Raw genomic sequence first — 12,242 nt, 5'->3', positions numbered from 1 at the left:
ACGCTGTCAATGCCGCCGGGCGGCGCAGTGCTACGCCCAGTGCCGCAGCTGCTCCGGCGGCATCTCCATGCGCCGGCAGGCGCGGCTGGCGATGCCGTCCTTCAGCGCGGCATGGAATACCGGCGCGATCGACCACAGCGCGTGCGCCGCCAGCCGCGCCTGGCGCCGCTGCCTTGGCGTGTGGTGCAGCAGCGCGAGCGCCCACTCTGGCAGCAGCGCGTGGCCGGCGTACAGGAACAGGTCGCGCGACAGCCCGGCCGCCGGCACCGGCAGGCGCACCTGCGCCAGCAGGCCGAGCACCACGCGCGAGCGTTCGGTGAAGGCCAGCTCGGGCCGGATGCGCCGGAAGTATTCCGCCACCTCGTGTTCGCTGGCCGGCACGTCGCGCGCGCCCAGCGCCTCGGCGATCTGCCGCACCTCGTCGTAGTAGCGGTCGGCCGCGCCGGGCGGCAGCGCGATGTGGCCGTAGCGGCGGTAGCCCTGCAGGAAGCAGCACGCCTCGCTGACGTGCACCCAGGTCAGCAGCTCGGGGTCATTGGCGCTGTAGGGGCGCCCGTCCTCGCCATGGCCGGCGATGTGGTCGTGGATCTGCCGCACGTGCGCGATCAGCGCCTCGGCCTGCGCGCGCGGCGCGTAGGTGGTGCCGCCGACGAAGGCGGTGGTGCGGCGCAGCCGGCCGAGCAGGTCGCCGCGGAAGTTGGAGTGGTCCCACACCCCGGCCAGCGCCAGCGGATGCAGGGTCTGCAGGGTCAGCGCGGCGAGGCCGCCGGCCAGCATGCCGGGGAAATCCGCGTGCACGCGCCAGGTCGCGCTGTGCGGACCGAACAGGCCCGGATCGCCGTGCGGATGGTCGTAGTCGAGGCCGCCGCTGTCGGCGCGAGGGAAGGCGCCGAGCACCCAGCGGCGGACCGCTTCGCGGGCAGGTCGGGTCAGCAGGTCGAGCGGCGAAGGCATGCCGCCAGTCTAGCCTCGTGCCGGCGGGGAGTTTGATTTGGACGTCCATTGTGTTATCAATGGCGACATGTCCTCTGCCACCGCTCGCCTGTATTTCTGGTTTTACGGCTACCCGAAGCCAATGGCGGCGGCGCGGACGCGATCGTTTTGATCTGATCGAAAGAACCACACCGAACCGCCATCCCAGGGCGGTTTTTTTATGGCCGCCACCTGAAAAACCTCCAGGAGAGCCGCCATGCACGCCACCGACGACCTGCGCATCCGCACCATCACCCGCCTCGGCACGCCGGCCGAGATCATGCGCGACTGCGCCGCCACCGAGACGGCGATGGCCACCGTGGAGGCTTCGCGGCGGGCGCTGCACGCCATCCTCGCCGGTGCCGACGACCGCCTCGCGGTGGTGATCGGCCCGTGCTCGATCCACGACCCGCGCGCCGCGCTGGAATACGCCACGCGACTGGCGCCGCTGCGCCGCGAGCTGGGCGACGCGCTGGAGCTGGTGATGCGGGTGTACTTCGAGAAGCCGCGCACCACGGTCGGCTGGAAAGGGCTGATCAACGATCCCGACCTCGACGGCAGCTTCCGCATCGACAAGGGCCTGCGCATCGCCCGCGGCCTGCTGCGCGACATCAACGCGCTGGGCGTGCCGGCCGGCTGCGAATTCCTCGACATGATCACGCCGCAATACATCGCCGACCTGGTGGCGTGGGGCGCGATCGGCGCGCGCACCACCGAGAGCCAGGTGCACCGCGAGCTGGCCTCGGGGCTGTCCTGCCCGGTCGGTTTCAAGAACGGCACCGATGGCAACGTGAAGATCGCGGTGGACGCGGTGCAGGCCGCGTCGCAGCCGCACCATTTCATGGCGGTGACCAAGGACGGCCAAGCTGCCGTGGCCACCACCAGCGGCAACGGCGACTGCCACGTGATCCTGCGCGGCGGCAAGGCGCCGAACTACGATGCGGCCAGTATCGACGCGGCTTGCACCGCGATCGGCAAGGCCGGCCTGCCGGCCCGGGTGATGATCGACGCCAGCCACGCCAACAGCGGCAAGAACCCGGAGAACCAGCCGCGGGTGGTCGAGGACATCGCTGCGCGGATCGCCGCCGGCGAGCAGCGCATCCTCGGCGTGATGGTGGAAAGTCACCTGCTCGGCGGTCGCCAGGACCTGCAGGCAGGCCAGCCGCTGCGCTACGGCCAGAGCATCACCGACGGTTGCATCGACTGGGACTGCTCGGTGCGGGTGCTGCAGCAGCTGGCACAGGCGGTGCGCCAGCGGCGGCGGGTCGAAGCCGGCGCGAGCCGGCCTTCCGCGCAGGAGATCGCCGCCTGAGTCAGCTTTCCAGCCGGGCGTCCAGCGTGATCGTGGCCTTCAGCAGCTTGGACACCGGGCAGGCCAGCTTGGTCGCCCGTGCGATACCGTCGAACGTGGCCGTGTCGATGCGCGGCACCCTGGCCCGGCAGGTCAGCGCCACTTCGGTGATGGCGAAGCCGTCGCCGTCCTTGAGCAGGGTCACCACCGCCGTCGTGTCGATGCTGTTGGCGGTGAAGCCGGCGTTGCCCAGCCCCAGCGACAGCGCCATCGAGTAGCAGCCGGCGTGGGCCGCCGCGATCAATTCCTCCGGATTGGTGCCGGGGCCGTCCTCGAAGCGCGATTTGAACCCGAATGGCGACTCTCGCAACACGCCGGTATCGGTCGACATGGTGCCCTGGCCGTCCGTGATGCCGCCGGACCAGTGCGCGGATGCGGTTCGTTTCATGGGACTCTCCCGTGGGTGGTGGCAGGCAGGCGCCCACGATGCCCGGCGCCACATGCAGCCGATGCGAATGAAGCAACGCGATCGCTTCACGCCCGTTTGCCTCGCGCGGGTCGTATGCTGTGGGGATTGTGTTCCGGCCAGGAGTTCGCATGCCGTTCGCCATCCTTCACGATCGCATGGCCCGTCGTTTCGAGACCCGCGTGGACGGCGTGCCGTGCCTGCTCGAGTACACCCTGGCCGACGGCGTGATGACGATCACCCATACCGGCGTGCCGGCCGCGGTGGGTGGGCGCGGCATCGCCGCCGCCCTGGTGCAGGAGGCGCTGGCGACGGCGCGCGCCGAAGGCTGGAAGGTGGTGCCGGCCTGCTCGTATGCTGCCGCGTGGATGCAGCGGCACCCGGAATACCACGACCTGCTCGGCTGAGCCCCTGACGCGGAGACAAGCATGGACGAATCATCAGGGCGCGCGGGCGAACGCGCGCCGCAGCGGCGCGGCTGGCGGCCATGGCGTTTCGTGAAGGGCCGCCGGTGGACGCTGCTGTCGCTGCTGATCTTCCTGGTGGCGCTGGCGCTGCTGCTGCATGCCGGCGTGCGTCCGGCCAATGCGGTGCTGCTGGGTTTCGACCTGGCCGCGCTGGTGTTCCTGGGCGTCTTCGCGCGCCTGTTCAGCCGGGCTTCGCCGAGTCACATGCGCATCCAGGCGCGGGCGCTGGACACCGGCCGCTGGGGCGTGCTGTGGGGCGGCGTGCTGCTCTCGGCAGTGGTGCTGGCGGCGCTGGGCAACGAACTGCATGCGGCCCGGGGCGGTGGCGTGCCGGCGCTGGCCGTCGGCGTGCTGAGCGTGGTGCTCAGCTGGCTGTTCCTCAACGTGATGTTCGCGGTGCACTACGCCCACGGCTACTACGGTGATTTCGGCGAGAAGCATGCCGGCCTGGAGTTTCCCGATACGCCCGAGCCGGACTACTGGGATTTCGCCTATTTCTCGATCGTCATCGGCATGACCTTCCAGGTCTCCGACGTGCAGATCACCAGCAAGTACCTGCGTCGCGTGGTGCTGCTGCACAGCGTGATCGCATTCTTCTTCAACGTGTTCATCATCGCCATCACGGTGAATATCGTGGCCGGGCAGGGCGGCTGAGCCGAGCGAGGTAACCGCCGGCCGGCGGGCGGCGAAGGAAGCGAGGGGGGCGGCGTGGCCGTTCCCCTTTCTTTCTCCCGAGGATCTTCCGATGAACGCACGACTTGCCACTCTTCTTGCCGTATCCATGGCCTGCGGCCTCGCCACCGCGTCCGCGCTCGCACAGGACGCGATGGCCGCCAGCTCCAGCACCGTCATGGCGCACGACGCCATGCAGAAAACGACCATGAAGCATGACGGCATGAAACACGGTGCCATGAAGCACGATGCCATGAAGCACGAAGCGATGAAGCACGAAGCGATGAAGGGCGACGCCATGAAGGGCGACGCCATGAAGGGCGACGCCATGAAGTCCGGCGGCTGAGCGCCTGCCGCCGGCAGGCGGAGCTGCCGGCGGCTTCTGCCGCGCGTGGCAGTGGCGGATACTGTGTCCGTTTCCGCCACGGGCCGCCACGCCATGGATACATCGTTCGCCAGCCGGCTCGGCATCGAGCATCCGCTGATCCAGGCCCCGATGTCCGGCTCGACGCCGCCGGCGCTGGTGGCGGCGGTGTCCAATGCCGGCGCGCTGGGCTCGCTCGGCGCCGGCTACCTGGAGCCGCAGGCGATCCTCGACCAGGCGGCGCAGATCCGCGCGCTCGGCGAGCAACCGTATGCGATCGGCCTGTTCGTGCTGCCGGACGAATTCGAGGCCGACATGGCGGCGGTGGCGAAAGCGTGCGAGCAGCTTGATGCGCTGATGGTGCGCGAAGGCCTCGACGTGCGCACCAGCGTTCCGCCGCGCTGGGCGCCGCTTTTCTCCGAGCAGTTCGCCGCGCTGTGCGAGGCGCGTCCGGCGGCAGCGATCTTTACGTTCGGGGTGATCGCCCCGGCGCAGTTGCGCGAGCTGCATCGGCGCGGCATCTGCGTGATCGGCACCGCCACCACGGTGGCCGAGGCACGCGCCTGGGCCGGCGCCGGCGCCGACGCGGTGTGCATGCAGGGCGCCGAGGCTGGCGGCCATCGCGGCACCTTCCTGCACGAGGCGGAGGACGCGATGATCGGCCTGTTCGCGCTGCTGCCGCTGGCCGTGCGCGCGATCGACATCCCGGTGATCGCCGCCGGCGGCATCATGGACGGCCGCGGCATGCTGGCGGCGGAAGTGCTCGGCGCGGCGGCCAGCCAGCTCGGCACCGCCTTCCTCACCTGCCCGGAGTGCTCGGCCGCCGAGGCGTGGAAGCAGGATCTGCCGCAGGTCGAGGAGCACCGGGTCACCACCATCCGCGGCTTCTCCGGGCGCGCCGCCCGCGGCCTGCGCAACCGCTTCGTCGAGGCGATGCCCGAAGCGGCGCAGGGCTTGCCGTATCCGGTGCTGAACGCGCTCACCGCACCGCTGCGGCGCGCGGCGGCCGCCGCCGGGCGCGGCGACCTGTTGTCCGAATGGTGCGGCCAGGCCGCCGCGCTGGTGCGCCCGCAGCCGGCCGCCGAGCTGGTGGCGCGACTGATGCACGAATACCGCTTGGCCAGGCGCTCGCTGGCGCACTGAACGGGCCTGTCCGTGACGGTGGGCACCTTGACGTGACGTTGCGGTTGCGCGGTTATACTGCGCCCGCGCCATTTTGCGCTGCGATCCCGCATCGAGGCCCACCCTCTTGAGCACAGCCCGTAGCAACAAGGCCGTCACCACGGCTACCCTGCGCAAGTCGGTCATCGACGCGCTCGAAGAACTGAAGGCCAAGGACGTGCGCGAGATCGACGTCCGCGGCAAGACCTCCATCGCCGACCTGCTGGTGATCGCCTCCGGCACCTCGGCCCGCCACGTCAAATCCATCGCCGACGAAGTGGGCAAGTTCGCCAAGAAGGCGGGCGTGATGCCGCTGGGCGTGGAAGGCGAAACGGAAGGCGAATGGGTGCTGGTCGACCTGGGCGACGTGATCGTCCACGTGATGCTGCCGCGCATCCGCGAGTTCTACGGCCTGGAGCGGCTGTGGACGGTGGGTGACCACGGGCAGGAAGTCGACGCTGCGCAAGCCAGCTGAGGCGAACCCACGGCATGCGCGCGCGCCTGATCGCCGTCGGTGAACGCATGCCCGGCTGGGTGGCGGAAGGCTTTGCCGAATACCGCAAGCGGCTGTCGCACGAATTGCCGCTGGAGCTGGTCGAGCTGAAACCCGGCAACCGCGGCAAGGGCCGCGACGATGTGCGGGCGATCCAGGACGAGGGCGCTGCGATCCTCGCGGCCTTGCCGCACGACATCCACGTGGTCGCGCTCGATGGCCGGGGCAAGAGCTGGTCCAGCGAGGAACTGGCCGCCCAACTGGCAGGCTGGCGCATGGCCGGGCGCGACCTGGCGTTCCTCGTCGGCGGCCCGGACGGCCACGCGCCCGAGGTGCTGGCGCGCGCCGACCAGCGCTGGTCGCTGGGCCCGCTGACCCTGCCGCACATGCTGGTGCGGCTGGTGCTGGCCGAACAGCTGTACCGTGCCACCACGATCGTGTCCGGCCACCCCTACCATCGCGCCTGAACTCCACGGAGCCCACCCGCCATGTCCTTCCACGTCCGGCAAGCCACCCTTCTCGACCTCGACCAGCTGGCGCCGCTGTTCGACGGCTACCGCCAGTTCTACGGCCAGCCGGCAGACCTGGCACGGGCGCGGGATTTCCTGGCGGAGCGCTTGCGCCAGCACGAATCGCTGGTGCTGCTGGCGCTGGACGAGCACGGCGCCGCGCTCGGCTTCACCCAGCTGTATCCGCTGTTCTCCTCGGTGCGCACCGTGCGCACCTGGCTGCTCAACGATCTGTTCGTGGCGGCGACGGCGCGGCGGCAAGGTGTGGGAGCTGGGTTGCTGAAGGCGGCGGCGGAACATGCGCACGCCCTGGGCGCGGCCAGCCTTTCGTTGTCCACCGCACTGGACAACGCCCCGGCGCAGGCGCTGTACGAAGCGCTGGGCTGGCAGCGCGACTACCAGTTCTGCGAATACAGCCTGACGCTGTGAGCCCGAGGCTTTATCTCGCCTCGCAGTCACCGCGCCGGCACCAGTTGCTGGAGCAGCTCGGCGCGGACTTCGTCGTGCTCGACGTCGACGTGCCCGAGCAGCGTGCGCCGGGCGAATCGCCGCGCGACTACGTGAGCCGGGTGGCGCGCGACAAGGCGTGCGCCGGCCTCGCCGCGCTGGCGCACGCTGGCGACGCGCTCGTGCTCGGCGCGGACACCGAGGTGGTGCTGGACGACGACGAAGTGTTCGGCAAGCCGCGCGACGCCGCCGACGCGGCGGCGATGCTGCGCCGGCTGTCGGGCCGCACGCATGCGGTGGTCTCGGCGGTGTGGCTGGTCGGCAGCGGCGGCGAGCGGTGCGAGGTGTGCGTGTCGCAGGTGCGCTTCGCCACGCTGGACGAGCCGGCGATCGCCGCCTACGTCGCCACCGGCGAGCCGTTCGGCAAGGCCGGCGCGTATGCGATCCAGGGCCGCGGCGCGGCGATGGTCGAGCATCTCGACGGCAGCTATTCCGGGGTCATGGGCCTGCCGCTGTTCGAGACCGCGCGACTCCTGCGCCGCGGCGGAATCAGCCCGGCGGGTTGATCGCCACGAACCAGACGGCGACGGCCAGCAGGTTGTTGACGCCATGCGCCAGCACCGCCGGCCAGATCGAGCCCGAACGCAGCCGCAATCCGGCCAGCAGCAGCGCCAGCAGAAGCAGGTTCGGCAGCGCGTACCACTGGTAGTCCAGCCCCGGCAGGTGCACCAGCGCAAACAGCAGCGAGCTGCCGGCCACCGCCCAGCCGACATGCACGCGCTTCATCAAGGCCGACAGCAGCACGCCGCGGAACAGCAGCTCTTCCACCAGCGGCCCCACGCACACCACCACCAGCACCAGCGGAATGCGCAGCCCCAGCGGGGTGTTGCCGCCGATCTGCTGGATGTCCTGGGTCACCGTGTGGCCGTGGGCCAGCCACTCGGTCAACAGCGCACCGAGGAACGGCGCGGCCAGTCCGACCAGCACCGCCAGCGCGAAGAACAGGGGTTGGCGCGGACGCACGAAGCCGAACCCCGGCGGCTGCGCCTGCGGCCACAGCGCCGGCCAGCTGCGGCGCATCAGCCACAGGGTCAGCGGCGCGGCCACGCCGAGCGAGAGGATCGCCAGCAGCGCCTGCATCGCCGGCTGCGCAAGCGTGGTGCGGATCGCCGTCTCGATGCCCGCGCCGTTGTTGCGCAAAGCCGCCGTCGCCGCAATCGCCGCCCCGAACAGGAAGCTGACGGCGAACTGCAGTGCGAAGTAGACGACGATGATGCCCACGCTGGCGCGCAGGCCGGGCGCGGTGCGGCCGGCATGCGGTGGGGGTGGCGAATCCGGAGGCGACAGGGGCGAGACCTCGGTGCTGCTGATCTGCATGCGGTGACCATGGCCTGTGGCAGGGAACGGTGCGAGCCCAAGCTAGTGGTTTGCAGGCCGGCCGCGCAAGCCGGTCGGCCGCCAGGATTGCCCGCGGCCTGCGGGCCGCGGGCTCAGACTAGCATCGCGCGGCCCACGCCGACGCAGGCCAGCACCAGCAGCGCGGCCCAGCCGAGCATGCCGACCATATAGCCGGGGCCGCGTTTGGCGGGATCCTTCAGGTAGGCCAGCGCGTACCACACGCGGCCGACGATCCAGACCAGCCCCGCCACGCCGGCCCAGCCGCTGAAGCCGTAGTTCGCCGCCAGCCACAGCGTGGGCAGGAACATCACCGTGCTCTCCAGCGTATTCATCTGCACCCGATAGGCGCGCTCGAATGCGGGGTCGCCGCTGGTGGCCGGTGCCTTGATCCCGTACTTGCCGCGGGCGTGGCCGACGGCCCACATGGTGCCGAACAGCAGCAGCACGGTGAGCAGGGTGACCAGGGCGGGCAGGTGGGTCATGCTGAAATCCTCACAAAAGGTCACCTACTTTAGCGGCAGCGCATGCCGTGGCGTGATCCCGGTCGACGCGCTATCGTCGCCACGCGGCGTCGGGGCGCGTGCATCGGTCAGCAAGGGATTCCTATGGATTGGCGAAAAGGCGGCAGCAGCAGCAATGTCGAGGTCGACAACGGTGGCGGCGGTGGCCCGCGTTTCGGTGGCGGTGGCCGCATGGGCCTGGGCGGCCTGATCGTGCTGGCGCTGCTGGGCTGGATCTTCTTCAAGAATCCGCTGGCACTGCTGGACCAGAGCGGCACCCCGCCGGGCGCACCGACACAGACCGGGCGGCCGGTCCAGGTCGATCCCGAGCAGCAGGCCTTCGTCAGCGCGATCCTGCATTCGACCGAGCAGAGCTGGGGCGCGATCTTCCAGGCGCACGGTGCCACCTATGTCGAGCCCAAGCTGCACCTGTTCAGCGGTGGCGTGAACACGGCCTGCGGCGGCGCCACCACGGCGGTGGGCCCGTTCTATTGCCCGGGCGACCAGAAGGTGTACCTGGACCTGACGTTCTTCCAGCAACTGCAGGACGAACTGCATTCCTCCGGCGACTTCGCCCGCGCCTACGTGATCGCGCACGAGGTCGGCCATCACGTGCAGAAGCTGACCGGCGTGTTCGACAAGGTCGACGAGGCGCGTCGCCGCGGCGTGCCGATGGATGGCGCCGATGGCCTGTCGGTGCGGCAGGAACTGCAGGCGGATTGCTACGCCGGCGTGTGGGCGAACCACAGCCAGCAGGAGCTGAACTGGCTGCAGCCGGGCGACATCGAATCGGCGCTCAACGCGGCCAGCCACATCGGCGACGACGCCCTGCAGCAGCAGGCGCAGGGCCGGGTGCGGCCGGATACGTTCACCCACGGCACCTCGGCGCAGCGGGTGAAGTGGTTCAAGGCCGGCTTCGGCAGCGGCGACATCGCCCGCTGCAACACCTTCGCCGGCGAGCCATGAGTAACCAAGCCGGCAGCCGCGCAGCGGTTGCCGGCTTTCGGAATCTCCTCCCCTGCTCGGCAGGGGAGGGCAGGGAGGGGTAGCGCTTGCTTCCCTGCTGCGCACCGGACGTCCGCTGCACTAGAATCCGCCTCCTGCGCGCCTCGGGGCGCCCACGGTCGATTCGATGCAACATCCCTGCCTGCGTTGCGGTGCCTGCTGCGCGTACTTTCGCGTGGCGTTCCACTGGTCGGAAGCGGAAGCCTTCCTCGGCGGCAACGTACCGTCGGAACTGACCGAGAAGCTCGACCCGAACCGCTTGGCGATGCGCGGCACCAACGCCGCGCAACCGCGCTGCGTGGCGTTGCAGGGCACGGTGGGCGAGGCGGCGCATTGCGGCATCTACCCGCAGCGGCCGTCGGTGTGCCGCGAGGTGCAGCCGTCGTGGGAGTTCGGCACGATCAGCCCGCAGTGCGACAAGGCACGCCTCGCCCATGGCCTGCCGGTGCTGACGCCGGAGGACTGGCTCGACCCGTTCGACGCCGGCGAACCGCCGCTGCCGCAGAGCGCCTGAGCGCGCTGCCGCGTCCGAAACAGCAGGAGAGAGCTGCCCGCCACCGCGATGGGTGACGGGCATGCTGGATAACCCGAGCCGGTTTATTGGCAGCCCGGGAACTTGAACGACGCAAGGCGCGTGTTCCAGTTGAACGAGCCGGTGCTCTTCAGGTACTCGGTGGTGTACCAGAACGTGCAGTCGTCGACCGGATCGACCGTCATCGCGCTGTAGTCGCCCCAGCGCGACAGGTTGTTGCCGCTTTGCGAGCCCTGGCCCTCGATGATGCTGTTCTCGGCCTGCATGGTGCTCAGCGCGTCGGTGCTCAGCCGCCCGGTGTAGCGGATCGCCGGGTGCAGCGCGCTGCTGGATACGCTGTAGCCCAGCGCCATGTTTCCCTGCTTGTCCATCGCCACCGAGCCCATCCAGCGATAACTGGTGTCCGGCGAGAAGGTGGACTGCTGGTAGACCACCGGCGTGGTGCCCGGGCTGCGGATCTCGTACCAGCGCACCCCGGTGTAGGGGTTGTTGTGCTTGGCGCCGACCTGCACCGAATGGTTGACCACCAGCGACTCGTGGTCGCCGAAATTGCGGTAGGCCAGGCGGAACATCAGGCGATCGCCCAGCGAGTCCAGCTTTTGCCGCGTACCGTATTGCGGGATGCAGCTGCCGCCCCGGCAGGCAGTGGCGAAGGCGGCCACCGGGATGTTGATCGGACCGCTCAGCGTGGTGTTGGCGCTGTTCGCCCAGTCCACATGGAATTTCCACAGGTTCAGCGAGTTGCTGGTGAAGTTCAGCATGTAGTTCGGCGCGCCGGCCGGCGGCGCGGTGGCGCCGTCGAGGTCCGCCGGCAGCACGCCGCCGTAGCTGGTGGACAACTGGAAGCACTGCTGGGTCGCCGCCTGGCCGCTCAACATCGCAGTGCGGTCATAGGCGCACAACTTGGCGCCCTGGAAGGTATTGGTGAACATGTTGAAGGTTTCGTAATAGCCGTCCGGCCAGACGCCCATCTTTGGATAGTCGGGAAAGACGCTGCCGTAGGAGAAGGCGTAGCGGTAGTACGCGCCGGTGGCGTCACTGGTGGCCGACACGGCCACGCACTGGTAGTACGGCGTGGCGCTGACGGCGAATTGCGAGACGACCCAGCGGTTGGCGGCCTTGTCGTAGACCACCACGGCGTCGCCGTCGTTGTCGGCCTCACAGGGGCCGCCAAAGCCGGACCATAGGGTGTTGCTCGGCACCGGACCGTAGATCACCGCCTTGCTGGCTTTGTCGAACACCGCGAAGCCGGTGTTGACGATCTGCAGGTACTGGGTCGCGCCCACGGCGCCATTCGTATCCGGCGGCGCGCTGTTGACGGTGAAGGTGCCCTGCGGGCCGCTGAAGCCCTGGCCGACGCCTTCGAAGCCGGCGCCCAGCGCGGGCGCAAACGCCCCGGTGACGGTGTGCTGCACGGCGCCGTCGGTCTGGTTGCCCGGAGCCAGCGGTGGCAGCGGATGCAGCGGATGAATGCGTGGACTCTTCGAGAAATCTTCCGGGCGCGGCATGGTGCCGCGCAGGGAGCGCAAGGTGTCGTGCTTCACGGCAGGCGTCACTTCCACCTTCGGCGCCGCGTTTTCGGCGAAGGCCTGGTGGCTTGCCGCCAGACCGAGAACGGCGCCTAGCGCGATGCTCAGGCCGGTCAAGTTTCGTGATGACATGGGTTCCCCTCCACGAGGTAACGGCATGGGAAAGGATCGGCGCGTGCGACTGGCGTTGCGCTGCTTTTGTGGCCAGGCACGACGGGGATCCGACAACCGTTCCACCATCACGCGACGTCGGCATCGCGCGCCCCCGGACTCCCTGGTGGAACGGCGGAGTCATAGCGCTTCGACGGGAATTTTTCGTGAAGAAGTCATCCGGCGCCGGATGGCGGACCGCCGCTTATCCTGCAAGCCGATAGATGTCCAAGGCCAGGAAACCCGTGTCGATGCCGGCGTCGATCCGTTGCGAAGGAGGCGTTCG

Annotated in this window: 16 protein-coding genes; 11 read left to right on the top strand and 5 right to left on the bottom strand. The window is 69.5% G+C overall.

Features of this window, described 5'->3' with window-relative positions; translation table 11 throughout:
• Window positions 1–30: 30 nt before the first annotated feature.
• Window positions 31–954 carry an oxygenase MpaB family protein gene (locus RHOOR92_RS0106500; RefSeq protein ID WP_007510402.1) on the bottom strand — a complete coding sequence of 308 codons (924 nt, stop codon included), beginning with the start codon at window positions 952–954 and terminating at the stop codon, window positions 31–33.
• Window positions 955–1,189: 235 nt separating this feature from the next.
• Here RHOOR92_RS0106500 and RHOOR92_RS0106495 point away from each other — a divergent pair, with 235 nt between their 5' ends.
• Window positions 1,190–2,284 carry a 3-deoxy-7-phosphoheptulonate synthase gene (locus RHOOR92_RS0106495; protein ID WP_007510404.1) on the top strand — a complete coding sequence of 365 codons (1,095 nt, stop codon included), beginning with the start codon at window positions 1,190–1,192 and terminating at the stop codon, window positions 2,282–2,284.
• 1 nt (window position 2,285) lies between these two features.
• On the opposite strand, the gene RHOOR92_RS0106490 is transcribed toward RHOOR92_RS0106495, so the two are convergent.
• Window positions 2,286–2,711, bottom strand: coding sequence for an OsmC family protein (locus RHOOR92_RS0106490; RefSeq protein ID WP_007510406.1), 426 nt, complete (start codon window positions 2,709–2,711; stop codon window positions 2,286–2,288).
• A gap of 149 nt (window positions 2,712–2,860) precedes the next feature.
• Here RHOOR92_RS0106490 and RHOOR92_RS0106485 point away from each other — a divergent pair, with 149 nt between their 5' ends.
• The 8 genes from RHOOR92_RS0106485 (at window position 2,861) to RHOOR92_RS0106450 (ending at window position 7,408) form a co-directional block, all read left to right on the top strand.
• Window positions 2,861–3,136: a GNAT family N-acetyltransferase gene (locus tag RHOOR92_RS0106485; protein WP_007510407.1), complete on the top strand. Its 276-nt coding sequence runs from the start codon at window positions 2,861–2,863 to the stop codon at window positions 3,134–3,136.
• A 21-nt stretch (window positions 3,137–3,157) separates the two neighbouring features.
• Entirely contained in the window at window positions 3,158–3,850 is a 693-nt protein-coding gene (locus RHOOR92_RS0106480) for a DUF1345 domain-containing protein (RefSeq protein WP_007510409.1), read from the top strand.
• 91 nt (window positions 3,851–3,941) lie between these two features.
• On the top strand, window positions 3,942–4,214 hold the full coding sequence (locus RHOOR92_RS0106475; RefSeq protein WP_027489886.1) for a pentapeptide MXKDX repeat protein: 273 nt from the start codon (window positions 3,942–3,944) through the stop codon (window positions 4,212–4,214).
• Between the two features lie 93 nt (window positions 4,215–4,307).
• On the top strand, window positions 4,308–5,375 hold the full coding sequence (locus RHOOR92_RS0106470; protein ID WP_007510414.1) for a nitronate monooxygenase: 1,068 nt from the start codon (window positions 4,308–4,310) through the stop codon (window positions 5,373–5,375).
• A gap of 106 nt (window positions 5,376–5,481) precedes the next feature.
• The gene (gene rsfS, locus RHOOR92_RS0106465; protein ID WP_007510416.1) at window positions 5,482–5,868 is read left to right on the top strand and encodes a ribosome silencing factor; all 387 of its coding nucleotides are present in this window, start codon (window positions 5,482–5,484) and stop codon (window positions 5,866–5,868) included.
• A gap of 14 nt (window positions 5,869–5,882) precedes the next feature.
• The gene (rlmH, locus tag RHOOR92_RS0106460) at window positions 5,883–6,353 is read left to right on the top strand and encodes a 23S rRNA (pseudouridine(1915)-N(3))-methyltransferase RlmH (RefSeq protein WP_007510419.1); all 471 of its coding nucleotides are present in this window, start codon (window positions 5,883–5,885) and stop codon (window positions 6,351–6,353) included.
• A gap of 21 nt (window positions 6,354–6,374) precedes the next feature.
• Window positions 6,375–6,824, top strand: coding sequence for a GNAT family N-acetyltransferase (locus tag RHOOR92_RS0106455; RefSeq protein WP_007510421.1), 450 nt, complete (start codon window positions 6,375–6,377; stop codon window positions 6,822–6,824).
• On the top strand, window positions 6,821–7,408 hold the full coding sequence (locus RHOOR92_RS0106450; protein WP_027484779.1) for a Maf family protein: 588 nt from the start codon (window positions 6,821–6,823) through the stop codon (window positions 7,406–7,408). Before RHOOR92_RS0106455 ends, RHOOR92_RS0106450 begins: the two co-directional genes overlap by 4 nt.
• On the opposite strand, the gene RHOOR92_RS0106445 is transcribed toward RHOOR92_RS0106450, so the two are convergent.
• Both RHOOR92_RS0106445 and RHOOR92_RS0106440 read right to left on the bottom strand, forming a co-directional pair.
• Window positions 7,392–8,219, bottom strand: a complete 828-nt coding sequence (locus RHOOR92_RS0106445) for a type II CAAX endopeptidase family protein (protein WP_027489885.1) — start codon at window positions 8,217–8,219, stop codon at window positions 7,392–7,394. The two genes, RHOOR92_RS0106450 and RHOOR92_RS0106445, sit on opposite strands and share 17 nt — an antisense overlap.
• Window positions 8,220–8,332: 113 nt before the next feature.
• Window positions 8,333–8,722 (bottom strand): MAPEG family protein, encoded by a 390-nt coding sequence (locus RHOOR92_RS0106440; protein ID WP_007510431.1) that lies wholly within the window; start codon window positions 8,720–8,722, stop codon window positions 8,333–8,335.
• A gap of 123 nt (window positions 8,723–8,845) precedes the next feature.
• Here RHOOR92_RS0106440 and RHOOR92_RS0106435 point away from each other — a divergent pair, with 123 nt between their 5' ends.
• Window positions 8,846–9,706, top strand: a complete 861-nt coding sequence (locus RHOOR92_RS0106435; protein WP_007510433.1) for a neutral zinc metallopeptidase — start codon at window positions 8,846–8,848, stop codon at window positions 9,704–9,706.
• Between the two features lie 166 nt (window positions 9,707–9,872).
• Window positions 9,873–10,259 carry a YkgJ family cysteine cluster protein gene (locus RHOOR92_RS0106430; protein WP_007510435.1) on the top strand — a complete coding sequence of 129 codons (387 nt, stop codon included), beginning with the start codon at window positions 9,873–9,875 and terminating at the stop codon, window positions 10,257–10,259.
• 83 nt (window positions 10,260–10,342) lie between these two features.
• Here RHOOR92_RS0106430 and RHOOR92_RS0106425 read toward each other — a convergent pair whose 3' ends face one another.
• Complete coding sequence (locus RHOOR92_RS0106425) at window positions 10,343–11,938, bottom strand: hypothetical protein (protein WP_027489884.1); 1,596 nt, start codon at window positions 11,936–11,938, stop codon at window positions 10,343–10,345.
• Window positions 11,939–12,242 lie beyond the last annotated feature (304 nt).

The organism is Rhodanobacter sp. OR92, assembly GCF_000427545.1.
In the GTDB taxonomy this organism is placed as follows: Bacteria; Pseudomonadota; Gammaproteobacteria; order Xanthomonadales; family Rhodanobacteraceae; genus Rhodanobacter; species Rhodanobacter denitrificans.
This window is presented reverse-complemented; position numbering and strand designations above follow the sequence as displayed.